The sequence below is a fragment of the Alteromonas mediterranea DE genome (assembly GCF_000020585.3).
Classification (GTDB): Bacteria; Pseudomonadota; Gammaproteobacteria; order Enterobacterales; family Alteromonadaceae; genus Alteromonas; species Alteromonas mediterranea.
In genome coordinates this window covers 2,842,751-2,866,608 of record NC_011138.3, presented here as the reverse complement: position 1 = coordinate 2,866,608, position 23,858 = coordinate 2,842,751, and the positions used below count along the sequence as shown (strand labels likewise).

Annotated in this window: 21 protein-coding genes; 10 read left to right on the top strand and 11 right to left on the bottom strand. The window is 44.1% G+C overall.

The genetic code is table 11. The features are described from left to right. Positions 1-15: 15 nt before the first annotated feature. Together MADE_RS12695 and xseB are read right to left on the bottom strand one after the other, a co-directional pair. Entirely contained in the window at positions 16-906 is an 891-nt protein-coding gene (locus MADE_RS12695) for a farnesyl diphosphate synthase (protein ID WP_012518936.1), read from the bottom strand. Positions 907-935: 29 nt separating this feature from the next. Further along, positions 936-1,178, bottom strand: coding sequence for an exodeoxyribonuclease VII small subunit (xseB, locus tag MADE_RS12690; RefSeq protein WP_041703373.1), 243 nt, complete (start codon positions 1,176-1,178; stop codon positions 936-938). A 410-nt stretch (positions 1,179-1,588) separates the two neighbouring features. Between xseB and pomA the strand changes: the two genes are divergently transcribed. Both pomA and MADE_RS12680 read left to right on the top strand, forming a co-directional pair. Next, a complete protein-coding gene (pomA, locus tag MADE_RS12685) occupies positions 1,589-2,350 on the top strand; it encodes a flagellar motor protein PomA (protein ID WP_012518934.1) in 762 nt (253 codons plus the stop codon). Further along, positions 2,350-3,279: a flagellar motor protein MotB gene (locus tag MADE_RS12680; RefSeq protein ID WP_012518933.1), complete on the top strand. Its 930-nt coding sequence runs from the start codon at positions 2,350-2,352 to the stop codon at positions 3,277-3,279. Before pomA ends, MADE_RS12680 begins: the two co-directional genes overlap by 1 nt. 111 nt (positions 3,280-3,390) lie before the next feature. On the opposite strand, the gene MADE_RS12675 is transcribed toward MADE_RS12680, so the two are convergent. From MADE_RS12675 to MADE_RS12655, 5 genes are read right to left on the bottom strand one after another with little or no spacing between them, the layout of a single operon-like run. Beyond that, entirely contained in the window at positions 3,391-4,647 is a 1,257-nt protein-coding gene (locus MADE_RS12675) for an SAM-dependent methyltransferase (protein WP_023559775.1), read from the bottom strand. A gap of 2 nt (positions 4,648-4,649) precedes the next feature. Continuing rightward, positions 4,650-5,393, bottom strand: a complete 744-nt coding sequence (locus MADE_RS12670) for a DUF1365 domain-containing protein (protein WP_020746230.1) — start codon at positions 5,391-5,393, stop codon at positions 4,650-4,652. After that, the gene (locus MADE_RS12665) at positions 5,390-6,655 is read right to left on the bottom strand and encodes an NAD(P)/FAD-dependent oxidoreductase (protein ID WP_012518930.1); all 1,266 of its coding nucleotides are present in this window, start codon (positions 6,653-6,655) and stop codon (positions 5,390-5,392) included. Before MADE_RS12665 ends, MADE_RS12670 begins: the two co-directional genes overlap by 4 nt. A gap of 11 nt (positions 6,656-6,666) precedes the next feature. Beyond that, complete coding sequence (locus MADE_RS12660) at positions 6,667-7,386, bottom strand: SDR family NAD(P)-dependent oxidoreductase (protein ID WP_012518929.1); 720 nt, start codon at positions 7,384-7,386, stop codon at positions 6,667-6,669. Beyond that, complete coding sequence (locus tag MADE_RS12655) at positions 7,383-7,823, bottom strand: nuclear transport factor 2 family protein (protein ID WP_012518928.1); 441 nt, start codon at positions 7,821-7,823, stop codon at positions 7,383-7,385. Before MADE_RS12655 ends, MADE_RS12660 begins: the two co-directional genes overlap by 4 nt. Before the next feature lie 259 nt (positions 7,824-8,082). Between MADE_RS12655 and MADE_RS12650 the strand changes: the two genes are divergently transcribed. The 3 genes from MADE_RS12650 (at position 8,083) to MADE_RS12640 (ending at position 10,123) form a co-directional block, all read left to right on the top strand. Next, positions 8,083-8,658: an LON peptidase substrate-binding domain-containing protein gene (locus tag MADE_RS12650; protein ID WP_023559774.1), complete on the top strand. Its 576-nt coding sequence runs from the start codon at positions 8,083-8,085 to the stop codon at positions 8,656-8,658. A gap of 120 nt (positions 8,659-8,778) precedes the next feature. Then, positions 8,779-9,390, top strand: a complete 612-nt coding sequence (locus tag MADE_RS12645; RefSeq protein WP_020743916.1) for a sigma-70 family RNA polymerase sigma factor — start codon at positions 8,779-8,781, stop codon at positions 9,388-9,390. Further along, entirely contained in the window at positions 9,383-10,123 is a 741-nt protein-coding gene (locus tag MADE_RS12640; protein WP_020743915.1) for a ChrR family anti-sigma-E factor, read from the top strand. Before MADE_RS12645 ends, MADE_RS12640 begins: the two co-directional genes overlap by 8 nt. A gap of 122 nt (positions 10,124-10,245) precedes the next feature. Here MADE_RS12640 and MADE_RS12635 read toward each other — a convergent pair whose 3' ends face one another. Next, on the bottom strand, positions 10,246-11,010 hold the full coding sequence (locus MADE_RS12635; protein ID WP_012518924.1) for an outer membrane protein assembly factor BamD: 765 nt from the start codon (positions 11,008-11,010) through the stop codon (positions 10,246-10,248). A 186-nt stretch (positions 11,011-11,196) separates the two neighbouring features. On the opposite strand from MADE_RS12635, the gene rluD reads away from it, so the two are divergent. From rluD to dld, 4 genes are all read left to right on the top strand, one after another. Then, positions 11,197-12,180 carry a 23S rRNA pseudouridine(1911/1915/1917) synthase RluD gene (gene rluD / locus MADE_RS12630; RefSeq protein ID WP_014950071.1) on the top strand — a complete coding sequence of 328 codons (984 nt, stop codon included), beginning with the start codon at positions 11,197-11,199 and terminating at the stop codon, positions 12,178-12,180. Between the two features lie 16 nt (positions 12,181-12,196). Beyond that, positions 12,197-12,952: a peptidoglycan editing factor PgeF gene (gene pgeF / locus MADE_RS12625; protein WP_014950069.1), complete on the top strand. Its 756-nt coding sequence runs from the start codon at positions 12,197-12,199 to the stop codon at positions 12,950-12,952. A 249-nt stretch (positions 12,953-13,201) separates the two neighbouring features. Next, on the top strand, positions 13,202-15,778 hold the full coding sequence (gene clpB, locus MADE_RS12620) for an ATP-dependent chaperone ClpB (RefSeq protein ID WP_023559773.1): 2,577 nt from the start codon (positions 13,202-13,204) through the stop codon (positions 15,776-15,778). A 122-nt stretch (positions 15,779-15,900) separates the two neighbouring features. Continuing rightward, positions 15,901-17,604: a D-lactate dehydrogenase gene (gene dld, locus MADE_RS12615; protein WP_020743913.1), complete on the top strand. Its 1,704-nt coding sequence runs from the start codon at positions 15,901-15,903 to the stop codon at positions 17,602-17,604. Positions 17,605-17,622: 18 nt separating this feature from the next. On the opposite strand, the gene prsT is transcribed toward dld, so the two are convergent. The 3 genes from prsT to xdp1 (MADE_RS12600) form a co-directional block, all read right to left on the bottom strand. Then, positions 17,623-20,436 (bottom strand): XrtA/PEP-CTERM system TPR-repeat protein PrsT, encoded by a 2,814-nt coding sequence (gene prsT / locus MADE_RS12610; protein WP_023559772.1) that lies wholly within the window; start codon positions 20,434-20,436, stop codon positions 17,623-17,625. Positions 20,437-20,541: 105 nt separating this feature from the next. After that, positions 20,542-21,393 carry an exosortase-dependent surface protein XDP1 gene (xdp1, locus tag MADE_RS12605; protein ID WP_023559771.1) on the bottom strand — a complete coding sequence of 284 codons (852 nt, stop codon included), beginning with the start codon at positions 21,391-21,393 and terminating at the stop codon, positions 20,542-20,544. Positions 21,394-21,553: 160 nt separating this feature from the next. Then, a complete protein-coding gene (xdp1, locus tag MADE_RS12600; protein WP_023559770.1) occupies positions 21,554-22,492 on the bottom strand; it encodes an exosortase-dependent surface protein XDP1 in 939 nt (312 codons plus the stop codon). A gap of 384 nt (positions 22,493-22,876) precedes the next feature. Between xdp1 (MADE_RS12600) and pssA the strand changes: the two genes are divergently transcribed. Continuing rightward, complete coding sequence (gene pssA / locus MADE_RS12595) at positions 22,877-23,674, top strand: CDP-diacylglycerol--serine O-phosphatidyltransferase (RefSeq protein WP_015067605.1); 798 nt, start codon at positions 22,877-22,879, stop codon at positions 23,672-23,674. Positions 23,675-23,858: the final 184 nt, after the last annotated feature.

The window sequence follows — 23,858 nt, the reverse complement described above, 5'->3', positions numbered from 1 at the left end:
CAACATGGCGCGTGGCTAATGGTCGCGTTTTACCAAAAGCTCGCTAAACGCAATTAAACTGTCTGTATTGTAGGGCAAACGCGCCAATGCTTGAAGTGCATTATCATGAAGCATTTCTAATTCACGCTTGGCGCCTTCCATACCAAGTTTGGCCGGAAATGTATTTTTCCCTAACGCTTCGTCAGACCCTGCGGGTTTCCCTAATTTTTCGCTGCTGCCAACCACATCCAAGATGTCATCTTGAACTTGAAACGCCAACCCGATATCTGCAGCGTAAGCCATCAAATCAACTTTTGCCTCTGGCAATAAATCTTCACTTACTATAGCCACCATTTCAACACAGGCGCGCAGTAAAGCCCCGGTTTTCAACTTGTGCAGCCGTTTTAATTCATCAAGAGAAATACTTTCGCCAGTACTGGCCAAATCGATGGCTTGACCGCCACACATGCCCACATAGCCGGCACTTTTAGCTAACACAGATAATAGCTGAGGGCGTTTGGCTTCAGCGTAGGTGCTCAACGGTGCATCGGCTAATACGGTAAATGCAAGTGCTTGTAATGCATCACCTGCCAATATCGCTGTTGCTTCATCGAAGGCGATGTGACAGGTAGGCATACCGCGACGCAAGTCATCATCATCCATGGCCGGTAAATCGTCATGAACGAGAGAATAGGCATGTACGCATTCAATGGCCATACTAATAGCCATTTGGTCCGTTTTAGGGACGTCTAGCGTATTTCCTACAACTTGCACTAGCAGCGGACGCATGCGTTTGCCACCAGCAAGCAGCGCGTGACGCATAGCGTCTTTCAGGCGCGGTGCGTAATCCGGTAGTTCATCAATCAGAGTAAGAAGAGATGCATCAGTTTGCTGTTTAACTTGCTGATGCAAAGCAGAAAAATTCATAGGTTGCCTGTAATGTAAAAATGAACAAATTAGGGTTGTTCACTTTCAGGTAGAGTGTGAAGGGTGTCTTCGCCTTGTTCACTAAGCAATATCTTTACTTTTTGTTCGGCGTTTTCAAGAGATTGTTGACCTTGACGAGAGAGGGCGATGCCTCGTTCGAACTTTTCTAGTGCTTTATTTAGCGGCAGATCACCGTTTTCCATTTCGTTAACGATGGCTTCTAACTCTGATAACGTTTCTTCGAAAGACGCGGATACTTTTTCTGTCGTCATAAAAACACTCATTTTAATGGCCAAAATACGTATACCGCGCACATTAACCGAGGGTCGCACAGGGGTCAAATGGTTTGTCTCTATATCGCCCATATCACCGGTATATCGCTTTTTTTTCATGCAGTACAAAAAGCAGTATTTAACCATTTTGTGCTATATTCCATGCTACTGCTAGGTGTCTTTTTTCTTTAGCGTGCTAACGTAACGCTAGAATAAACGCTTTAGGCATATAAACTCGATAATGAAATAGGGTTATAGAAGGTGTAGCTAGCGTATTTAACGCCACCTACACTTCATAAAAAACAAATAAATGTGATATTTTTCAATAATGTCGTTTTAGTATTTCTATCTATTGCCGATAGAATATTGTACATCAACAGCACTGACTGCGCATAAATGGGGAAGAGTGAGTGGATTTAGCAACCGTCATAGGTATGTTGGGCGCCATTGGTTTCATAGTTATGGCTATGATCTTAGGCGGCAGCTTGGGCATGTTCATCGACGTCCAGTCAATACTTATCGTATTCGGGGGGACCTTATTCGTTGTTTTGTCACAATTTACGTTAGGTCAGTTTTTTGGCGCAGGTAAAATTGCAGGCAAGGCCTTCATGTTCAAAATTGAATCGCCTGAAGAGCTTATTGAGAAAATTGTTGAAATGGCAGATGCCGCGCGAAAAGGTGGCTTCCTTGCGCTAGAAGAGGCGGAAATTTCAAACGAATTTATGCAAAAAGGCGTCGATATGCTGGTCGACGGCCATGATATTGAAGTAGTCAGAGAGACTCTCGCTAAAGATATTTCAATGACTTCCGAACGCCATGATTTTGGTGCTTCATTTTTCAAAGGCATGGGTGATATTGCACCGGCAATGGGAATGATTGGTACACTGATCGGCTTGGTAGCCATGCTCTCTAATATGGATGACCCAAAAGCAATTGGGCCCGCGATGGCGGTTGCACTACTTACCACGCTTTACGGTGCTTTCTTTGCCAATGTTATATGTTTGCCAATTGCATTTAAATTGTCAGTGCGCGCCGGCGAGGAAAAGCTAAACCAGAGCCTTGTTCTTGACGGAATAGTCGGTATCGCAGATGGTCAGAACCCTCGGGTGATAGAGGGAGTACTAAAGAATTACCTTGCGGCGAGTAAACGCGGAAGCGCAGAGGAAGAGTAATGGCTGAAGAAGAATGCCCAAAATGCCCCCCCGAGGGGCTGCCAGCTTGGATGGGAACCTTCGCTGACTTGATGTCATTGCTTATGTGCTTTTTCGTACTTCTGCTCTCATTTTCTGAAATGGACGTACTTAAGTTTAAACAGATAGCGGGCTCAATGAAGTTCGCTTTCGGCGTACAGAACAAAATTGAAGTAAAGGATATTCCCAAGGGAACAAGCGTTATTGCTATGGAGTTCCGTCCGGGCAAACCTGATCCTACGCCTATTGAATCTATTCAGCAGCAAACCAATGAAATGACACAACAGATGCTAGAGTTCCAGGCCGGAAATGAGGACTCAGCGGGCGGTCGTCAGAAGCAGCGCGGCGAACAGCGGGGCGGTCAATCGCAACAAACCGCAACCCAGTCGTCCTCTTCGGCAGAACAGAGCACTGATCAGTCGCAAATGGCTGAATTGATGAAGAAAGTGGCGCAACAGTTAGAAAAACAAATTTTAGATGGCTCAGTTGAAATGGAGTCACTAGGTCAGCAGCTTACTATTCGAATTCGAGAGAACGGTTCGTTTTCAGCGGGCTCAGCTTTCTTACAGCCGCAGTTTCAGCCCGTTTTAAGAAAAATCGGTACGCTACTCGCTGATGTGCCGGGAGAAATTGAAATTTCAGGGCACAGCGATGGTCAGCATATTGCCAATGAGCTATATCGCTCAAACTGGGACTTATCTTCACAACGTGCAGTTGCTGTCGCAGAAGCCATGCGTACAGCCCCCGGCTTTGATGAAAGCCGCATGTCGGTAGTAGGAAAAGCCGATACTGCGCCTATTGTGGAAAACGCAACCACATCCGCCGACAGGGCGAAAAATCGTCGGGTTGAAATAAACATTAATCAGGGTAAGCCAATGATATCTAAACCGATATCAGTGGTGGATGAGTAGGCGTTAGTGCGTGGTGTCGTTACTCGTTATGAATAATGGTTAAATATAAACAAAAGCGGCGCTGAATTCAGCGCCGCTTTATTGTTTTGCTGTACTAAACAAGCAACTGCACTAAACCCGAACGAGTTCTTCTCTACAGTGTGGCTTAGAAATGACAAGCTGAACCGTGCTAATCGTTCTTTCTAAAAAACCGCCTTCACAGTATTTTAGATAGTAGGTCCACATACGCATAAAGCGCTCATCGTAGCCGTCGTTTAATAATTCGTCTTTGGCTGATATAAACGCCTCATACCAATGATTTAGCGTTTTCGCGTAGTCAACGCCAATGTCGTGAAGGTCGCGAATCATCATATTGGTATACTTTTTAAGATGCGCATTTAATTGATGCTGAGATGGTAAAAAACCGCCGGGGAATATGTATTTTTGAATGAAATCTACGCTGTCTGCGTAGCTATCGTAGCGTCTGTCATCAATAGTGATGGACTGAAGGAGCATCAGACCATCGTCTTTTAAAAGCGATGAACACTTTTCAAAGAAGTTACCTAAGTATTGTTTACCCACGGCCTCTATCATTTCGATAGACACAAGTTTGTCGTATTTTCCTTCCAACAAACGGTAATCTTTTTTGAGCAGAGTAACCTTGTCTTCCAGCCCCTCTTTCGCAATCCAGTTCTTTGCCCAGGCATGCTGCTCTTCTGATATGGTAGTGGTGGTAACCTTACATCCATAATGCTTAGCAGCATAAACGGCAAGGCCGCCCCACCCAGTGCCGATTTCGACAAGATGGTCGCTCTCATTTAACTGCAATTTATCGCAAATGGCTTTTAGCTTATAATTTTGCGCTTCATTTAATGATGCATTTGGGTCGGGGTAAATCGCCGACGAATACATCATGGTAGGGTCTAAAAAACGGGTATATAGCTTATTGCCTAAATCGTAGTGGGCTTCAATATTTCTTTTAGCTTGGTCCGTGGTGTTTCGACGAGCAAAATGTTGAAGCTTATTAACAGGCATGGTGAGCCACTTAAATTTATTCTCCCACTCATCAAGAGTAGGCAAGTTTCTGGCAAAAATTCTCACTACTGCCGTTACGTCATCGCTGTCCCATAAGTCATCCATGTAGGCTTCGCCTGCGCCAACACTGCCTCCAAGCAGAAGACGACGGTAGGCCTTAACATCTTTAATATTTACCGTTGCCCGTAAATCGTCATTTTCTGTGCCAAACTTGGCGATATCGTCGCCATTTTCTTGAATAGTTAAGCTACCAAAAGGCAGTTGCTTTAAGCATTGTAAGAATAAGCTTCTACATGCTTTATCTACAAAAGAGACCTCTGAAGTGGTCATGAGTACAGATTCACCGAAAGACATTGTTATTGTTCCTGACTTTTTTTTGGGTGTGTATACAGCGGCGTTCGTTTAAGCAGCAATTTAAGCGCATGCCAATAAATTCCGGCCATAGTTTTTAGTGTCATACTGGGTATACGTTTAAGTGCTGTAGATAGATTCGCATTATCTAAAGTAAATTTTGTTAAGTTAATGCCAGCGCTAAATTCTTTGTCCTCTCTTACGCAGTCCATCGCAAGAGAAAGTCTCGTTGAGGGTTGGGAGATTGACCATTGGTAAGTCATGTCCATTGGGTTAAACGGGGAAACGTGGAAAGCTTTAGGGGTATCGTCCTGTGTTGCAAGATTTACCAGATAATGGTGTCGCTCGTTCCATGGCGTGTTGCTTACCTCGGCTAATAAATGAGTGAACGTACCTTCTTTATTGCGCAAGTAATAGAAATTGACGGGGCTGAAATATAGCCCCCACATGCGAAGCTGTCCAAGCATGAATACGTCGCCTTCAAGGCGCGTCCCGCCATTTAGCTTACTCATCCTGTCAAGCACTGCTTGGTTCAGGGGTATTGATGGGTCGCCTAAATAGTCCTCACGCTTAAAACGAACTCTGGCTTTCTTTTTTGCTGAAAAGTGCTTAAGCGTACTTGATAAGGTTTCGAGTTCGCCGCGCTCTAGCTTTAGCCAAAACAAATAGATATCGTAGTCGAACTTGTGCTGAGTGGGCATAAAACGCTGATGGTAAACTTTACCCTTATAAATTGCGCTTTCAATCACAAGGTTTCACCAAAGCGTTCGCAAACATCAAGCGCGCTTTTTACACCGTCTTCATGAAAGCCGTTGTACCAATAAGCCCCGCAAAAATGAAGGTTATCGACACCGCAAATTTCGTTTCTTCTTTGCTGAGCCTTAACCATGCTGGCGCTGAACTGCGGGTGGGCGTATTGATAGCTCCCCAATATACTGGCGCGGTCAATTTCTGGCGTATTATTCAGTGTTACACAGTAGGTGTTTTTAGCTTCTAACCGCTGAAGAATGTTCATGTCGTAGGTCACAGATGCCGGGCGTTGCTCTTCTGTTGCATCTTCTTTTAGCCGGTAATTCCAGCTAGCCCATGCAAGCTTTCTTTTAGGAAGCTGAGAAACGTCTTTGTGCATAACGACATCGTTATCCGCGTAAGGAATACTGCCGAGTATCTCTTTATGAAGTGCTGAAGGGGCCTCAAGCATCTTTAATGCCTGATCACTGTGGCACGCGAAGACAACGTGGTCATAGCTTAAACGTTCACCGTTAGCGTCGGTGACTTCCCATGAATCTGTCATCTTTGCAACAGATACCACGGCCGATGATAATTTTATTTTCGATTTGAAGGGCGCTATCAAAGGAGGGATGTACTGGCTAGACCCACCTTTTATTGTGTACCACTGCGGGCGGTCGGTAATATTGAGCAAGCCGTGGTTATTGAAAAACTGTAAGAAAAAAGTCAGCGGAAACTTACGGGTTTGCTCCAAGCTGCTAGACCAAATAGCCGCGCACATAGGTAAAATGTAATAGCGTGCAAAGTCATCGCTAAGGCCTAATTCTTTGATAATGTCTTCAAGGGTAAGGGATGAAGTGTCGCGCTTTTCTGCAACCATGGCCTTACACGCTTTATTAAATGTAAGGATGTCTTTAACAATGCGCCAAAACTTCGGCCTCAAAATGTTGCGCCGTTGCGCAAACAAGCTGTTTAAATTATTGCCGTTGTACTCAAGGTTGGCCTTTTTGCTCATCACAGAGAAACTCATTTCTGTGGGCTGGTACGGTACATTAAGCTGTGTCATCAGCTTTATGAAATTAGGGTAGGTCCAGTCGTTAAAAACGATAAAACCCGTATCGATATTGTGTTCTTCACCCTCATCAATAATTGTTTTCGTAGCTGTATGGCCTCCAATATAGTCATTGGCTTCGTAAACGGTGATGTTATGCTGTTTATTTAAAAGGTGAGCGCAGGTAAGCCCTGAAATTCCTGTACCTATAACGGCAACTCTATTTGTCATTCTATTGTCTCTTATTGTTTTTCTCTCATCGCCAGCGATAAGCGCTTTTGTAGCGGGGTAGGCAGTACGTGCATTAGACGAAGAATAAAGCCAAACGCCCGAGGGAAGAATACCGACTGCTTATTGCTTTCTATTCCTTTAAGCATAGCTTCTGCGGCTTCTTCTGCACTAATTTTCATTGGCATTTCAAAGTCATTTTTGTCAGTTAATGGGGTTTCAACGAATCCAGGAGACACGGCCTGCACTTTAACGCCTTTCTCATGAAGGTCGACTTCAAGTGACTTGGTAAAGTAATGCAGCGCCGCTTTACTTGAACCGTATGCTTGCGTTTTAGTAAATGGAAGTAGTCTTGCCATGCTATCCACTATGACCAGCTTATCGCCTTTCTTAAACCGGGGTAACAGAGCATCTACACAATGAACCACGCCGAAAAAGTTTGGCTCGAAAACGCGGCGGAACATGTCGGGCTCGAAGCTATCGATATCAACATACTCACACGTACCTGCGTTCAGCACGGCAATATCAAACTTTACCGTTGCTAATGCGCGGCGAGCATCCTCTAGGTCGGTTACATCAAATTGACAAGCCTCGATGTTGCTGTAGCGACTCAGCTCATTTAACGTCTCTTCATTGCGACCGCACGCAATAACGCGGTAACCTTGATTAGCGGCGTGGGTGGCTAATGCTTTGCCAATACCTGAGGTTGCTCCAGTAATAAGAATTGATTTCACGATGCCAGCTTCCCTTTAATCTTTTTAATTACAAAACCTAAGATGGGTACGTGCTCATAAACCATTTCGCCCAAGTCGTAATAATCTTTGTGATAAATGATGGTGTCGTTAACCACGCCGAGTTGGGTCGTGCCGTCTAGGGTTATATGCTTACTGTTATTTTTAAGCGTCAGCCTCATCGTCCAGTTCACAACGTGGGTTACTTTGGACCTGCTGTCTTTTTCTTTTGAACAGACAAAAACGTCAGCGATATCAAACTTACAGCTTTGCGCTTGCGTCAACAAATTAGAAAAGTAACTTTTGACTTCGCCGATACCTTGGTGCGTAGTGATAGGATCGATGAAAACGATATCTTTTCCATAGACGCTTTCTAAGTCGTCTGGCGATATCTGACATATATCCGTGTAAATCTTACAAAAGCGGGAAATAACGTCCATACCCCTTCCTCTCGCTAAATTACTGATGAATGACCACAGGCAAATTCGTTAACAGTGTTTAGGTCTTAAATGAGATTAACTTTTAATCTAATCGCAAGTGGCTGATCTAATGTTTAATAATATTGCTAGTAAGGAATTAACTTACAGTAGTTTCCGTTGATAAGATCATGTTTTACAACCTGCCTGTGAAAATATTTCCCATTCGATCCTATTTGTACTCACTTGCGTAATGAATTTCGTGTTTTCGGATGTGATAAATATGAGTGTAGAACGTTTTCCATTGTTTCCTTTGTCCGCCCACCTTCTACCCGAAGGCAGAATGGCGCTGCGAATTTTTGAGCCGCGATATGTACGCATGGTTAAGCAGGCATGTGCCGAAAATAAAGGCTTTGTGATGTGTATGCTAAATGCAAATGGCGACAAGGATAAGAATCAGCATATCCATAAAATAGGGACGTACGCGCAGGTTGTAGACTTCGATATGCTCGATGATGGGTTGCTTGGCATAAAGGTTGCTGGTTCTCACTTAGTTGAGGTAAATAGCATCGAAGTTGAAAAAGACGGTCTTCGCACAGGAAACTGCGAAGCATTACCGCCTTGGCAGTGTGACTTAGCCCCTCAACAAATAGCGCCTATGGATGAGCGACTTAAAGAAATATTTGGAAATTACGAAGAGCTAGCAGCGCTCTATGAAACACCGAAGTTTGATTGCCCTAATTGGGTGTTAAACCGCTGGTTAGAGTTGCTTCCTGTTGATGGCTCGCAAAAGCAGCATTTTCTTGAACAGCGAGAGTGTACAAGTTTACTTAACTATCTCTCTGCCTTGATTGCATAGCTCAAAATGAATGAAGAGTTTCATTACAAAATCGTAATCCAATATTTGCGAATTTCGCGAACGTTTTAAGTCATTAAGCCGTAGAATGTCACAACCAAAACGGAAAAGCGGACGAATCTTATGTTAGTTGGAATTCCTTTGGAACAAAGTAACAGCACAATCAAACCTAAAGAGTGTGCTACTGAAATGTCTGATTACCTAGTCGCGGTTGCAGATGCTCGATGCAAGCGTTCATTTGCTCGAGTGTTCAACTATTTTGCCCCACGTTTGCGCTCTTATGCCCTTAAGCAGATGGGGAACGAAGCACTAGCAATGGAGCTTGTACAAGACACCATGTCAAACGTTTGGCAAAAAGCGCATTTGTTTAATGCTGAGAAAGGCTCGCCTTCTACGTGGATTTTCACTATTGCACGTAACATACGGTTTGACATGTTACGCAAGCTTCAAAATAGAAAAGAGGACGTGTGCTCTGACGACCTGTGGCCTGTGTTATGTGAGCAGACGGCAGATGTGAATGAGGCGCCACTTGACGAGCAAGTAACTCTAGAGCAAATTGGCTATATGTTTGAATCACTTCCGGTTAAACAAAAGGCGGTGGTAGAAGCTATCTATATTGATGGCAAATCTCAGCAAGAAGTCGCTGACGAACTTTCTATTCCCTTAGGTACAGTAAAGTCAAGAACTCGCTTAGCGCTTCAACGATTAAAGGTCATGTTAAACGATAATGATTAGGTTTCACCCAAGTGCCCGACAGCTGTCAGACTTTGTTGAGGGCACATTGTCACCCGCAATATCATTGATGGTCTCAGCACATTGCGATATGTGCGAGAAGTGTCAGCGTTTTGTTGAGGTCGAAACAGAACGTCTTGCTAAGGATCTCGTATCTGGCGCAGGTGTAGGTGACAAGTTAGAGGTATCGTTTCAATTAGATGAGATGCTCTCTCAGATTACTCAACTTCCTACAGCACCGCAAATCGAATCAAAAGCAATCAAAGCTAACAACGCTGTTGCTTCACCACGCAATCAAGAAGCGAACATCAGTCAGCGCAAGGCTACGAATGCGATAGAGCTAGACGGAAGAGTCTTTACGCTACCCAGAACGTTACATCGCTATATCGATAAGACGGGAAATTGGTCGAGTCTAGTTGGAAAGCTATGGCAAGCGCCCGTAGATTTAGGTAACCAAGGCGTTGCGAACTTCATTTTTATGGGGCGGGGCGGAAGCGTACCAGAACATACCCACCGCGGCACCGAATACACGCTAGTTATCGACGGAGAATTCAGTGACGGCTTAAATCGCTACGATACTGGGGATTTTATTTTCATGGATGGAGAGAAAACTCACACGCCAAAGTCTGAAGACAAAGACGGGTGTCTTGTTTTTAGTATCGTCGACCAGCCACTCCATTTTACGTCTGGTTTGGCGAGATTGTTAAACCCCTTTAGCCACCTGTTTTTCAGATAGAGTAGGTTATCCGTGCGGGCTTACATAAACGTAGCCTCGATAAGGTAAAATGAATAGTTAATACCAAACAACAAAAAACGCACCTAGGTGCGTTTTTTAGTTTCTGGTGTTAGCAACTCTGCTTAACTAATAAATTCGCTATCAGGGTAGTTAAGCTTTAACGTCTTCATCGCATTATCACGCAACTCTTTAAGCCCCAATTGTTCGTAACTTGAAACCATGATTTCAAGCGCCTGTTGAACCTGTGTAGTATTGGGGAAATGTTCAATCACGTAACGGCCGCGATTAGCGGCGGCAACGTACGCTTGGCGTCTCATATAGAAGCGAGCAATTGCTATTTCATATCGAGCCAAACGATCTTTAATGTGTACCATACGCTGTTTAGCGTCAGCGGCGTACTTGCTATCTGGGTACTGCTGAATCAATCTGCGAAAATCTTCAAACGCTTGGCGAGACTTCGATGGATCTCTGTCCGTACGATCGATATTCATTAGCTCTTGGAAAAGATTGCTATCAGATTCCATGTTAGTTAAGCCACGCATATAGTAAGCGTAGTCAACATCTGAATGGTTTGGATTCAAGCGAATAAATCTATCGATAGTGGCGAGAGTTTCTTCGTTCTTACCCGATTTATAGTAGCTATAGATAAGGTCTAGCTGTACTTGGTGCGATAGAGGACCAAACGGGTAGCGCGAGTCTAATGCGCTGAGGGTTTGCGCGGCAGCACTAAAGTTCCCGACTTCCATGCTTTGCTTCGCTCTGTCATACAGTTGCTGTGCACCCATGTTAGCTAAAACGGCTTTCTCTTCTTTATCCGAAGAGCTACATCCTGCGACAGATACCATAGCACCAAGTAAAACGGGTGCCAGTAGACGAAATGATTTCATAATAATTCTATTTTCCTGCTAAACAGTTTTAATACTTCGCTGTCTAAGCCCATGTGTTAAACAACAACACTTTAATTGCATTCTAACGTACTAACGATGAGAAAAACCATACAAAAACGTAAACAAGGCAGTGTACAGCGTGAATACTTGTTATAATACCCTTTTTTAGACGTAATCAATGGTGTTATGACACAGTCGCCGAACACAATACAATTAGAAGCTTCAACGGAAGCTGCGCATTTTGGTTTACGGTTAGATCAGGTTTTGGCTGATTTGTTCCCTGAATATTCTCGTTCTAAGTTAAAAACTTGGATCCAAGATGGGAATGTTGCTGTAAACGGTGAAGTAATCACCGTGCCTCGCCACAAAATGCAAATGGATGAACTTGTTACTGTACAGGCCGAAATGGATGTACAAGTAACGAGCGAAGCGCAAGACATCGCGTTAAACATTGTTTATGAAGATGAACACATCCTAGTCATAAACAAACCTGCAGATTTGGTTGTGCATCCAGGTGCAGGAAACCCAAGCGGTACCGTGCTAAATGCCTTGTTAAATCATTGTCCAGAGATAGACAAAGTTCCACGTGCGGGCATTGTCCATCGCCTTGACAAAGACACGACGGGGTTAATGGTAGTAGCAAAAACAATTCCTGCTCAAACGCATCTTGTTGACCAACTTCAACGTCGGGAAATGAGTCGTGAATACGAAGCCGTTGCCTTAGGTACGATGGTCGCTGGTGGTATTGTAGATGCGCCTATTGGTAGACACGCAACAAAACGTACGCATATGGCAGTACGTGAAATGGGCAAACCAGCGGTCACTCATTTTCGTGTTATCGAAAAATTTCGCGCATACACGCACCTGCGTTTGAAGCTTGAAACTGGCCGTACGCACCAAATCCGCGTACACATGGCCCACATTAAGCATCCTTTGCTTGGCGACCAAGTTTATGGCGGGCGTCCTCGTCTTCCTAAAGGGGCGTCAGAAGAATTTATCGCTGCGCTTCGCGGATTCCAACGTCAGGCGTTGCACGCCGCACAGCTCTCGCTGTTTCACCCTGAAACTGAAGAGTGGATGACGTGGAAAGCTCCCCTACCTCAAGATATGCAGGACTTGCTTAAAGCCGTGAAAAAGGACACCGCGGACAATCCACAAGATATGCTTTAATGAGTAAGGCGAACTTATGACATTGTCAGCTGCGAATTCACCTATTTCATCCACGCTGGATTTGATTACGCCAGCGTGGTCATGTCCCGCAAATGTTGTTGCATACACAACGACAAGAATGGGAGGTACAAGCATAGGTGATTTTGCAGGTTTGAACGTTGGCGCCCACGTGGGGGACGACCTCCTACTAGTGAAAGCCAATAGAAGCCTAATTCCACATAGTGAAAAGATCACATGGTTGGAGCAAGTGCACAGCAACCGCGTGGTGTCATTGCCGAGCGCAGATACCACCGCTGATGCGTCGTATTCTTCTTCAACATCGCATTTTTGTGCGGTGATGACCGCAGACTGCGTGCCCATTTTATTGTGTGATGAAAGCGGTCAAGAAGTGGCGGCAGTACATGCTGGTTGGAAAGGTCTCGATACTAACATTATCGGAAGTGCAGTTTCACACTTTGGCAGCGATGCAAAAAAACTCATCGCTTGGGTTGGTCCTGCAATCAGCGGGCCCTGCTACGAAGTTGATGTACAGTTGGCGAGTAAGTTTCGCCATATAGACGGTGCCATTGCCAATAGCTCTAATAGAGGGAAGTACTTATTAGATCTACCTCTAGTGGCACAGGTGCAATTGCAGCAAGCTGGCGTTGAGAGTATTACACAAAGTAACTTGTGTACTTACACTGACGAACAGCGTTTTTACTCCCATCGAAGAGCTACGCATCAAAACAAGCGCACGACTGGGCGTATAGTTAGCGTAATAGGCCTGCTTTAAATTGTTTCGAAAAAAGGCGGCAGTTTTAGTCTGATCACACAGTTGCGCTAGATCAAACTTCATACATTATTTGTTATCTTTTTGGCTAACTTTTTAATCTCATACTTGAATCGCAATTGAGCAGCCTACATAACTAGAACATAAAGAATACCATTCCGCATAGATCATTACCCACTCAGCGAGAGTTAAAATGTTCGTAATTGCGGCGTGTTACCGCAGGTATAGTTGTTCATTAATTAGGTTGAAATTATGAGACTAGATAGATTTACCAGTAAATTTCAGCTCGCAATATCCGATGCTCAATCACTCGCATTGGGGCGAGATCATCAATACATTGAACCTGTCCATTTAATGACTGCCATGCTAAATCAGCAAGGCGGGTCAGTACGCCCTTTGCTTGACCAAGCAAACATCAATGTAAATGCGCTACGCTCAGCACTGAGCCAAGCTATTGAGCGCCTACCTCGTATTGAAGGCATTGGGGGAGATGTTCAATTAAGTAAAGACAGCGGCATTTTGCTAAATCTTTGTGACAAGATAGCGCAGCAGCGAAAAGACGAATACATCACTTCAGAAATCTTTGTTCTAGCGGCGCTACAAGATAAAGGGCGCTTGGGGGAAATCCTCAAAAGCCTGAATATCACTAAAGAAGCTATTGAAAGCGCAATAGACGACATGCGTGGTGGCCAGAAGGTCACGGATCCTAATGCTGAAGATGTACGTCAAGCGCTTGAAAAATACACGACAGATTTAACCGAGCGAGCAGAACAAGGCAAGCTCGACCCGGTCATTGGTCGAGACGATGAGATTCGCCGAACTGTTCAAGTACTGCAGCGTCGAACCAAAAACAACCCAGTACTCATTGGTGAGCCGGGTGTGGGTAAAACGGCTATTGTTGAAGGGTTGGCTCAGCGCATCATTAATGGCGAAGTGCCTGAGGGCTTAAAGAACAAGCGTGTTCTTGCCCTTGATATGGGCGCGTTAGTGGCGGGAGCTAAATATCGCGGTGAGTTTGAAGAACGCCTTAAAGCAGTGCTTAATGAGCTGGCTAAAGAAGAAGGCCGCGTGATCTTATTCGTTGACGAACTGCACACCATGGTAGGTGCAGGGAAGGGCGATGGAGCGATGGATGCAGGTAATATGCTTAAACCTGCGTTAGCCCGTGGTGAACTTCACTGCGTTGGTGCTACAACACTGGATGAATATCGTCAGTACATTGAAAAAGACGCAGCACTTGAACGTCGTTTCCAAAAGGTATTAGTTGAAGAACCAAGCGTTGAAGACACTATTGCTATTCTGCGTGGCTTAAAAGAGCGCTATGAGCTCCATCACTCGGTAGATATTACTGATCCCGCTATCGTTGCAGCGGCAAGTTTGTCGCATCGTTATATTAGCGACCGCCAATTGCCAGACAAAGCCATTGATCTTATAGACGAGGCTGCGTCTAGCATTCGATTGCAAATAGACTCCAAGCCCGAAGAGATGGATCGTCTTGGGCGTCGTATCATCCAGCTAAAATTGGAAGAGCAAGCTCTGGCCAAAGAAACAGATGATGCGAGTCATAAGCGACTTGAGATGATTGAGTTAGAGCGTGAGCAAGCGGAAACCAAGTACGCAGAGCTTGAGAAAGTGTGGCTGGATGAAAAAGACGCCATGCAGGGCACTCAAACCATTAAAGGGGAGCTTGAGCAGGCTAAACTTGACTTGGAAATAGCGCGACGTGCATCTGATTTGAATCGCATGTCGGAACTTCAGTACGGCCGTATTCCAGAGCTTGAAGCAAAGTTAGAGCAAGCGGCTGAAAACGAAACTCGCGAGACGACGTTACTCAAAAATAAAGTGACGGACGTTGAAATTGCAGATGTGCTTTCGCGATGGACGGGTATACCTGTAGCGCGAATGCTTGAGGGTGAGCGTGAGAAGCTGTTGCGTATGGAAGACGTACTTCACAAACGGGTTGTTGGACAAGAAGAAGCGGTTGAAGCGGTTTCAAACGCAATTCGCCGTTCACGTGCTGGGCTTGCGGATCCAAATCGACCTATTGGCTCATTCTTATTTTTAGGGCCAACTGGCGTGGGCAAAACTGAGCTCTGCAAAGCCTTGGCAGGCTTTATGTTCGATACTGAAGATGCCATGGTGCGTATCGATATGTCAGAATTTATGGAAAAACACTCGGTAGCACGCTTAGTGGGTGCACCTCCTGGCTATGTTGGCTACGAGGAAGGTGGCTACTTAACCGAAGCGGTGCGTCGCAAACCATACTCGGTCATTTTGTTGGATGAGGTTGAAAAGGCACATCCAGATGTATTCAATATTCTGCTTCAAGTACTAGATGACGGCCGGTTGACTGACGGACAAGGACGTACTGTAGATTTTAAAAATACCGTTGTGATCATGACGTCCAACTTAGGTTCAGATATCATTCAAGATAAGCACAACGAAAGTCAGTATGACGATATGAAAGCGTCGGTAATGAGTGTTGTAGGGCAACACTTCAGACCGGAGTTCATCAACCGCGTCGATGATATTGTGGTATTCCATCCATTAGGGAAGGAGCAAATAAAATCTATTGCTAAAATTCAGCTTGCCTCGCTTCGCGCTAGGCTCGCAGAAAAAGGATATAAGCTTACTCTGTCTGCCGCGGCTATGGATAAATTGGCGGACGCGGGCTTTGACCCTGTATTTGGCGCTCGACCGCTTAAGCGCGCTATTCAAGTGCAGGTGGAAAATCCGCTCGCCCATCAGCTGCTTGCTGGTGAGCTGATACCCGAATCGACCGTTCGAATAGATGCAGACGAGAGCGGGCTCTTTATAGTTAGCAACTAAAAGAAGACGTATTAATCATTACAAAGGCACTTCACTCCAGTGCCTTTTTTATTGTTTTGGTATAACCTTTTCCTTTAGTTTACAGGGAGAAAAAATCTTGTGATGAGTTTTAGGAGTTAAGCATGCAATCAGCCCCAATTATTAACGCATTTAAACGCGTGCTCGGGGAAAGTAATATTGCTGTGGGGCAGCGCCAAACAGAACACTATCGCAAAGGGTGGCGCTCTGGTGAAGGTGAGGCATTAGCCGTCCTTTTTCCGCATACGCTAATGCAGTATTGGGAAGCACTTAAAGTTTGCGTTGAGTATAATTGTATTATCATCATGCAGGCCGCGAAAACGGGGTTAACAGAAGGCTCTACGCCAAGCGGTGAGGATTACGACAGGCCAGTAGTGGTTATTAATACTTTAGCCATGGATGACATCGTGTTGCTAAACAAAGGAAAGCAGGTTTTAAGTTTTCCTGGAGCAACGTTATTTAAGCTTGAAAAGGTATTAAAACCACTGGGGCGTGCGCCGCATTCCGTAATTGGCTCTTCGTGTTTAGGGGCATCTATCGTTGGTGGTGTTGCCAATAACTCAGGGGGAGCACTAGTAAAGAGGGGGCCCGCGTATACAGAGTTATCGTTGTTTGCCCACGTAGACCAGAACGGCGAACTCACGCTTGTTAATCATCTAGGCATAGACTTAGGCGAAACGCCTGAAGAAATCATTGGAAATTTGTCGTCGGGCAATTTTCCTACAACGCTACCTACTACGGAAAAAAAAGCGTCAGCGAGTGATTATGTGCACATAGTTCGCGACGTAAACGCCGATACTCCAAGCCGTTTTAATGCTGACCCCACACGTCTTTATGAAGCAAGTGGCTGTGCCGGGAAAATTGCCGTGTTTGCGGTACGCCTTGATACCTTTGAAGTACCTACAAAAGAGCAGACGTTTTATATTGGAACAAACGATGCTGCCGTACTTACGCGCATTCGACGAGAAATTCTGTCGCAGTTCGACAACGTGCCAGAAGTCGGAGAATATCTTCATAGAGAAATGTTCGATATTGCTGATATCTACGGTAAAGATACTATTTTGAGCGTTCAGCGTTTAGGCACAGATTCGTTACCCAAAATGTTCGCGTTAAAAGGGCGGGTGGATGGCGTGCTGAATAAGCTACCACTACTACCACCTTATTTTAGTGACAGGGTAATGCAGTTTGGCAGTAAGTTCTTTCCTGACCAGATACCGCAAAGTTTGAGAACTTTCCGCAACAAGTACGAGCATCACTTAATCCTTAAAATGAGCGATGGTGGTATTGAAGAGGCAAAAGCACTGCTATCAAAGCTGTTTACGCAAGAGCAATTAGACGGTGGGTATATTGAGTGTAGCGACGAAGAGGCCGCCAAGGCGTTTTTACTACGATTTGCCGCCGCGGGCGCAGCGGTGCGTTATCAAACTTTACACCATAAGCAGGTGGGGGACATATTAGCCTTAGATATTGCTTTAAGGCGTAACGATGAGTTCTGGGTAGAAAAGCTGCCAGCGCATATCGCTATGCATGTAGAAAAGCCCCTTTATTACGGCCATTTCTTTTGTCATGTTTTCCATCAAGATTACATACTTAAAAAGGGCAGCGACGCTAAAAAAGTAAAAGCGGACATGTTGGCGTTACTAGATAGCAGAGGCGCTAAGTACCCCGCAGAGCATAATGTTGGGCATCTATATGAAGCGGAGGACACTCTGCAGCAGTTTTACAGAGAGCTAGATCCTACCAATACCTTTAACCCAGGCATTGGTAAGATGGAGAAGCATAAACGCAATTGTTCATGCTGTGTTTAGCAAGAGATAAAGAGAGCCCTATAGGCTCTCTAATAATGCTCTAGCTTGTGGACGCCTAAAGAAAGGGCGCTCTACATTTACTGCATACTCTAGCTCTTTCTTCGCTTCCTCAATTCTATTTAGTTTAGCGAGGGTATAGCCTAGGTGGTAGCGAATATTTGGGTCGTTAGCATCCCTGGCAAAGGCATCTCGAAGCATTTTAAGACTGCCTTCGTAATCTCCTTGCAGCGCTTTAATATGCCCGTAAGTATCCAGTATTTTGGCTGAATTAGGCTGCAATTCGTAAGCTTGTCGGGCATAGTTTTTTGCCGTAACCAGCGACGTTTCAATATGCATGATAGCCAAACGGTTATAGGCTTCGGCGGGGTTGAGAAGGTTCGGCTCCTCAATAAGCGCTTTATAAAGCGCTATCGATTCGTCAAATTCTTGAATAAAGAATAAGTACTGAGCCAACAGATTTTTTGCTAGCAGGTTATTCTCATTTTCAGCAATGAGTTTGCGAGCAGTATTCAAAAATACATCGACGAACTGTTCGTTCAGTGCATAGTTGTATATAGCAATAAACGCTTGAGCAAACGTAGAGTCTACGTCCAGTGCTTTTTCGAAAGCCGCGATTGCACGATCATTTTTGCCCTTATTTGCTTCTAAACGACCTTTCAAGAAATGATAGACCGGGTTTTGCTGCTGGTCTTTAGGAATGCTCGTTAGTAAAGACTGTGCTTTGTCGTTGTTTTGTAGGTCTAATAGCAGACTAGTGTAGCGCAACGTAACAAAAGTACTTGAATTCGCTATTTCATAAGCACGTGCCATAGCATCTAAAGCGTCTTCATCGTTGCCAATGCTACGAGCTTGGTCGGCATAGGCAATTAACTTACCTGCATCGTCGTTTATGAAATTTCTTGCAATGCTCAGTGTTTTCTCGGCATCAGCACGCTGGTTATTCCCTAACTGAAGCGCTGCTTTACGAAGAAGGTAGTCAGCATTGTCAAAGTCATCTTTAATAAGCAGGTCTAAATGATACAGTGCATTCTTTGTATCGCCTTGTTGCTGATATAAAGATGAAACGCGCTCTCTCGCTCCGATATTCGAAGGATTAAGCGTTAATATATCAAGGTAAATTTGCTTCGCTTCATCTACATTACCCGCTTTGGTCAAGTTGAACGCTTTCAGCATTAAGGTTTCATTATGCTGCGGTGACAGCTCAAGAAGTTCTTCTATTAACTGATTAGACGTATCCACGTTTCCTAAGCGACTTTCTGTCGCGGCCAAATTGAATTTAGCCGGAAAGAGGGTAGGGTTCTGCGCGAGCGCTTTTTCGATATTGGCTTTAGCTTCCGCCAATTGACCCTGTCTAATCAAAATGCCCGCTTTTAGGTTGTACACTTCAGCTTCGTCGGGAAACAGTTCGCTAAGCAGGTTGGCACCTTTTAGTGCGTTTTCAAACTGCTGTGCTTGTAAATTCATCAATGAATAAGTGAAAAGAAAGCCTGCGTTATCTTTGTAAGCAGGTAGGTTCTTCTCAAGAATACTCAAGGCTTCGGCTTGCTTACCCCTTGCAGCCATTAATTTGATTTTAAATAGCTGAAGCTTGTTTTCATTCGGGTACTTGTATTCAAGGTTTTGCAAAAGGCGCTCAGCTTTAAATGCTTTGTTTTGACGAATAAACAAATCACCTAATAGCAATGCTGAGTCAGGGTCTTCCATTAGTGCATCTTGATGACGCTCAAGCAGCGCAAGCGCTTGCTTATCCTGCTGTGTAGCCATATAAACTTGGCTCAGCATTAATACCGCCTGCAAATCTTCCGGCTCTTGTTGCAGATAAGCGCTAAAATCTTTTGCTGCAGTCTCCATGTTGTTGTTGAAGAAGTTGGTTAGACCGCTTATATAAAGCAGCATAGGCTGCGAGGTTATAAGCTCAGGGTCGAGCTGCGCCATAAAGTCGTTAAGCTCTTTAAGCTTTTCGTTGTCGATAGCTTGTTGGTTGTCTCTGCTTTGCAACCAGCTATTAAGTAAAATGGCCAAAGGATCGTTTGGCGTGTCTTCAATAATTTCATCAACGAATAGCTTGGCCGTATCATAGTCTTTCGCTTCTAAATACAAGTCCACTAGATTTCGCAGCGCTATAGGGTCGTCGCGGTTAAATGTCAGCGCTTTTTGTAAGTGTGCCGTTGCTGCGTCAGTATCACCCTGTCGGTACGAAAGTTGCCCTTTCAAGCGCCATGTTATGGCGTTCTCAGGCTCTAGTGACATAGCCTTGTCGACAAGGGAGGTCGCTTTCGGTAAATCTTCATTTTGAAGGGCAATGGAAGCTAACCCATTTATGGCTGGCACAAAGTTAGGCGTACGTGACACAATAGTGTTGTAGTCGCGCAATGCACATTGTTCGTCTTCTAGTCTGATGCACGCTGTTGCACGAATCATCAGCCACTCGCGCTCTGCTTCACCAGAGAGCTTGTTTAAATCAGAGAAATCTACAATTTCTTGGTACCTGTTAAGAAACAGCCAGGTGTTGCCTAGGGGTTCTGCAAGGAGATTGATATCAGCACCCATTTCCAGCGCTTCTACAAACTCCATTTCGGCTGCAGTTAAGTAGCCATTAATAAGCAATATTTCGCCCATTAATATCTTTGCAGCCAAGTTTTCTGGGTCTTTTTGTAAGCTATTTTTAAGGTGAATATAGGCTTCATCGTACTCGTTTTGATTAAATGCGGTGAGGGCCTTCTCATAGTCTTCTGATGTAGTAGCAAAACTGTTGAATACGATTAACGATGAGGCAACTGCAGAGATAATAGCGCGATGCACAACACGCTTTTTATTATTAAAAAAATCCATATAAACCTTCGATATTTAGCCTAGCCACTGGCTTTAAAATAGCATAAAAAAAGGTGGCCTAAGCCACCTTCTAAAGATACGTGTTTTCTAAGCGTTTTTAAACAATTAAACGCGACGCTTACGTCTATAAAGAACAAGACCTAAACCTAAGCTCATTAAAGCTAAAGCACCAGGTTCACTTACTTGTCTAGGTGGTGGGGTTAGCTTACTTTCAAATTGAATTGATGATATTTTGAAAGCATCATTATAGTCGTGCCCACCAATGTCTCCGAAGGTCTTATTGTAAGCGCCCACTAGCCAATAATTAGAATATGTATTACTTAACGATTGTAGATTTGCAGACCCATTATTTTGGCTTCCAACGATGTTGAAAGAAGCAGAGATAGCGTTAAGCGTTGTTTGGTTTGAAACAATAGAACTCCACGAGGCAGATTCTATCTCAGCCGAATTAGCGATTGATACAACAGACACTTGTTGATCATAACCTGCGTGCCATCCGAAATCGATTTGAGAGATGTTTACTTCTGAGTCAAAAGAAAATAGCAGATATTCGAAGGAATCTACAAACGTTCCGTTTATACTTTCACCATAGTTATCGATGGTTTGATGACTGCCTCTAGACTCCAGGTCATTTCTTATTCCATATCCCCAGCCGTTGACAAGTTGTGCTGTTGCAGATTCTACAGTGTCAAGATCATGAGTGACTGTGACTTGCCTTGGATAACATGCCCATCGCCGACATTGCCATTGAACATCAGTCTGTGATGAAGTTGCAGTATCCGCCCATGCGGATAGCGTTACATTCACACCGTCTATATCAATCCCTAAAGGGTTTAATACGTCTGAAGAGCTATGTGACATAAGGTCATATGAATACTCTTTAACAAGCGTATCTTCGGCTTTCAGGGAACTAACATGTAGCGCAAATAAAACAAACAGAGGAATTAATTTTTTCATTTTTACATACAACAACTACTACTACAGATAATCTTTCTTGGGCATAATTTGTGCCAGAATTAAGTTGTTGTTATTTGGTGTTTTTTTTCGCTGGTCTTGCTAGGTAGTAAAAAAAACTGACAGGTCGTACCACCTGTCAGTGATCTAAAGTCTAATTTCATTAAACAAGTTTTTTGCGGCGCCATATGACGAAGAGTGAGCAGGCCATGAGTAGGCCGATAGTTCCAGGTTCAGACACTTCGGTGGTATCTGGTGTACCCGCTGTTTCTGAGATAGAGAAACCGATATTCGCAAGTTTAAACGCGTCGTTACCTATTCTTCCGTCAGTTGTTTTACCAAATACAGTGTTGTATGCACCCACCAACCAATACTGGGCCGACTCAGTGAACGTAAAGTCTGCGCGGTGGTCTAAATATTCGCAGTTTTCTATATCAAACGACGCTGACGTTAATGCATCGGCTACGATATCACCCCAAGTATTAATACCCGAGGTCAATTTCGAAGTATCGCTTAATGCCGCTACAGATACTTGGCTATCGTTACTGCTGTAAAGCCAAGAAAAGCTGGCGCCAGTCAGTGTTACCGCAGAGTCAAACGATAGCAATACAAAATCATAGTCTCGTTCGACATTGGTCATTCCACTATAATAGGCATTTTTACTACCCTCGTAATAGTAGTTGAGGTTATCAATAGCATGGTCAGAGCTACCGTTATACCAAGCTTCATCATTGTTGGTAACGCCATAAGCCCATTTATCAGATATTTTTTCCAACTCGGCACCAACGACGGTCTCGCCAGTGACATTATTTGTATCCGAGAACGCAGACATTGATATATTAACGCCATTAACACTCACCGATGATTTAGTGGTTTCAATACTGTTATACACACCATCACTTACTAGGTCATAAGTATGCTCGCCAAGGGGGGAGTTACATACTTTGCTTTGGTCGCTATTGTTACTTGATGAGCCGCAGTAAGAATAGTTGTGGTTATTGTAGTATGTAGCAGATGCTGGATTAACGATAATCGAAGATAGCAATGCCGTGGAAAGTAAAAGCACAGTTTGCAAAGAAAAGTGTTTTGGAAGTAATAGCATAATTGCTTTCCTATAAAAGAAGCGCTTTTCGCTTCTAGTACATACTAAGATAGCGTTGCACCTTTCTATTGGCGCACACTTAGTGAGTACCTAATTTCAACATGGACTTGTATGATATATGAACGGTGACCTATTTAAGGTATGTTGCCGTATACCTAGTTATTAGTGTTTGTGAAATCGATATCTAAAACACACCGCAGATAGAAATGCCTGGAGGCAAGCTTAGTTGGGGAAGGCGCGCATATTGAATATATTCAATGATTTTTCTAATTGAGCTTATTCAAGGATTTTTAGTAAGGAAGCACGCTGCCTTTTTACTTTGCTATGCGTTACTGGATATCTGTGAAATAATTAGCCTTATTATATGTAGAAGTACGAGGACATATGTCTGAACAAAAACGTAAAGGGATATACTTACTTCCCAATTTATTAACAACAGCAGGTTTGTTTTCAGGTTTCTTCGCTGTTGTGTCGTCTATGAACGGCCGCTTCGAAGCTGCCGCTGTTGCTATATTTGTAGCTATGATTTTTGATGGCCTCGATGGTCGTGTAGCACGAATGACAAATACGCAAAGTGACTTTGGTGCTGAATATGACTCTATGGCCGACATGGTTTCATTTGGTATGGCGCCAGCACTCGTGGCTTATAACTGGGGGTTAACAGAGCTTGGTAAATTGGGCTGGTTAGCCGCTTTCGTCTATGTGGCGGGCGCAGCACTTCGTCTTGCACGCTTTAATACGCAGGTGGGAATAGCTGACAAACGTTTCTTCCAAGGTCTTGCTAGCCCAGCTGCTGCGGCAGTTGTTTCCGGGCTTGTATGGGTTGGCGTAGAATACGATGCGGTTGGTACTGACTACGGCTTATTAGTTGCAGCAGTTACAGGCCTAGCTGGCCTCCTTATGGTGAGTAACTTCAAATATAACTCCTTTAAAGAAGTTAACTGGCATGGCAAAGTTCCTTTTGTAGGTCTATTGCTGGTGCTTCTCATATTTGTCGTTGTTGCAACCGAGCCAGCACTGGTACTTTTCTTAGTATTTGCACTTTATGCGCTGGCAGGTCCAATTAATACATTTAGAACCGTTGATAAAGTAACGTTAGATGATGTAGTAGGCGATCACGAAGAAGACGCGGATTTTAAAGGTGATGCTAAGCGGGAAGATGAGCATCAAGAAAATAAGTAGTCTTTGCACTCTATCTGAAGATAACCTTGTAAAAGGTAGGCAGCAATAGTTAGTGTGACTCTAGATTTACTCAGCGAAATTGTAGCAGTTTTGATAAAAGCGCTGGTTAAATACACGTTTAGATTAAAAAGCGACCGAAAGGTCGCTTTTTTTATGTTTATTTAAAAAAGTAGTTGACGTGAGC

Excerpts from the sequence above, each read along its gene's own strand:
- MADE_RS12695 (WP_012518936.1), bottom strand. The coding sequence starts at position 906 with ATGAATTTTTCTGCTTTGCATCAGCAAGTTAAACAGCAAACTGATGCA.
- xseB (WP_041703373.1), bottom strand. The coding sequence starts at position 1,178 with ATGACGACAGAAAAAGTATCCGCGTCTTTCGAAGAAACGTTATCAGAG.
- MADE_RS12680 (WP_012518933.1), top strand. The coding sequence starts at position 2,350 with ATGGCTGAAGAAGAATGCCCAAAATGCCCCCCCGAGGGGCTGCCAGCT.
- MADE_RS12675 (WP_023559775.1), bottom strand. The coding sequence starts at position 4,647 with ATGTCTTTCGGTGAATCTGTACTCATGACCACTTCAGAGGTCTCTTTT.
- MADE_RS12665 (WP_012518930.1), bottom strand. The coding sequence starts at position 6,655 with ATGACAAATAGAGTTGCCGTTATAGGTACAGGAATTTCAGGGCTTACC.
- MADE_RS12655 (WP_012518928.1), bottom strand. The coding sequence starts at position 7,823 with ATGGACGTTATTTCCCGCTTTTGTAAGATTTACACGGATATATGTCAG.
- MADE_RS12650 (WP_023559774.1), top strand. The coding sequence starts at position 8,083 with ATGAGTGTAGAACGTTTTCCATTGTTTCCTTTGTCCGCCCACCTTCTA.
- MADE_RS12645 (WP_020743916.1), top strand. The coding sequence starts at position 8,779 with ATGTTAGTTGGAATTCCTTTGGAACAAAGTAACAGCACAATCAAACCT.
- MADE_RS12640 (WP_020743915.1), top strand. The coding sequence starts at position 9,383 with ATGATTAGGTTTCACCCAAGTGCCCGACAGCTGTCAGACTTTGTTGAG.
- MADE_RS12635 (WP_012518924.1), bottom strand. The coding sequence starts at position 11,010 with ATGAAATCATTTCGTCTACTGGCACCCGTTTTACTTGGTGCTATGGTA.
- rluD (WP_014950071.1), top strand. The coding sequence starts at position 11,197 with ATGACACAGTCGCCGAACACAATACAATTAGAAGCTTCAACGGAAGCT.
- pgeF (WP_014950069.1), top strand. The coding sequence starts at position 12,197 with ATGACATTGTCAGCTGCGAATTCACCTATTTCATCCACGCTGGATTTG.
- clpB (WP_023559773.1), top strand. The coding sequence starts at position 13,202 with ATGAGACTAGATAGATTTACCAGTAAATTTCAGCTCGCAATATCCGAT.
- dld (WP_020743913.1), top strand. The coding sequence starts at position 15,901 with ATGCAATCAGCCCCAATTATTAACGCATTTAAACGCGTGCTCGGGGAA.
- prsT (WP_023559772.1), bottom strand. The coding sequence starts at position 20,436 with ATGGATTTTTTTAATAATAAAAAGCGTGTTGTGCATCGCGCTATTATC.
- xdp1 (WP_023559771.1), bottom strand. The coding sequence starts at position 21,393 with ATGAAAAAATTAATTCCTCTGTTTGTTTTATTTGCGCTACATGTTAGT.
- xdp1 (WP_023559770.1), bottom strand. The coding sequence starts at position 22,492 with ATGCTATTACTTCCAAAACACTTTTCTTTGCAAACTGTGCTTTTACTT.
- pssA (WP_015067605.1), top strand. The coding sequence starts at position 22,877 with ATGTCTGAACAAAAACGTAAAGGGATATACTTACTTCCCAATTTATTA.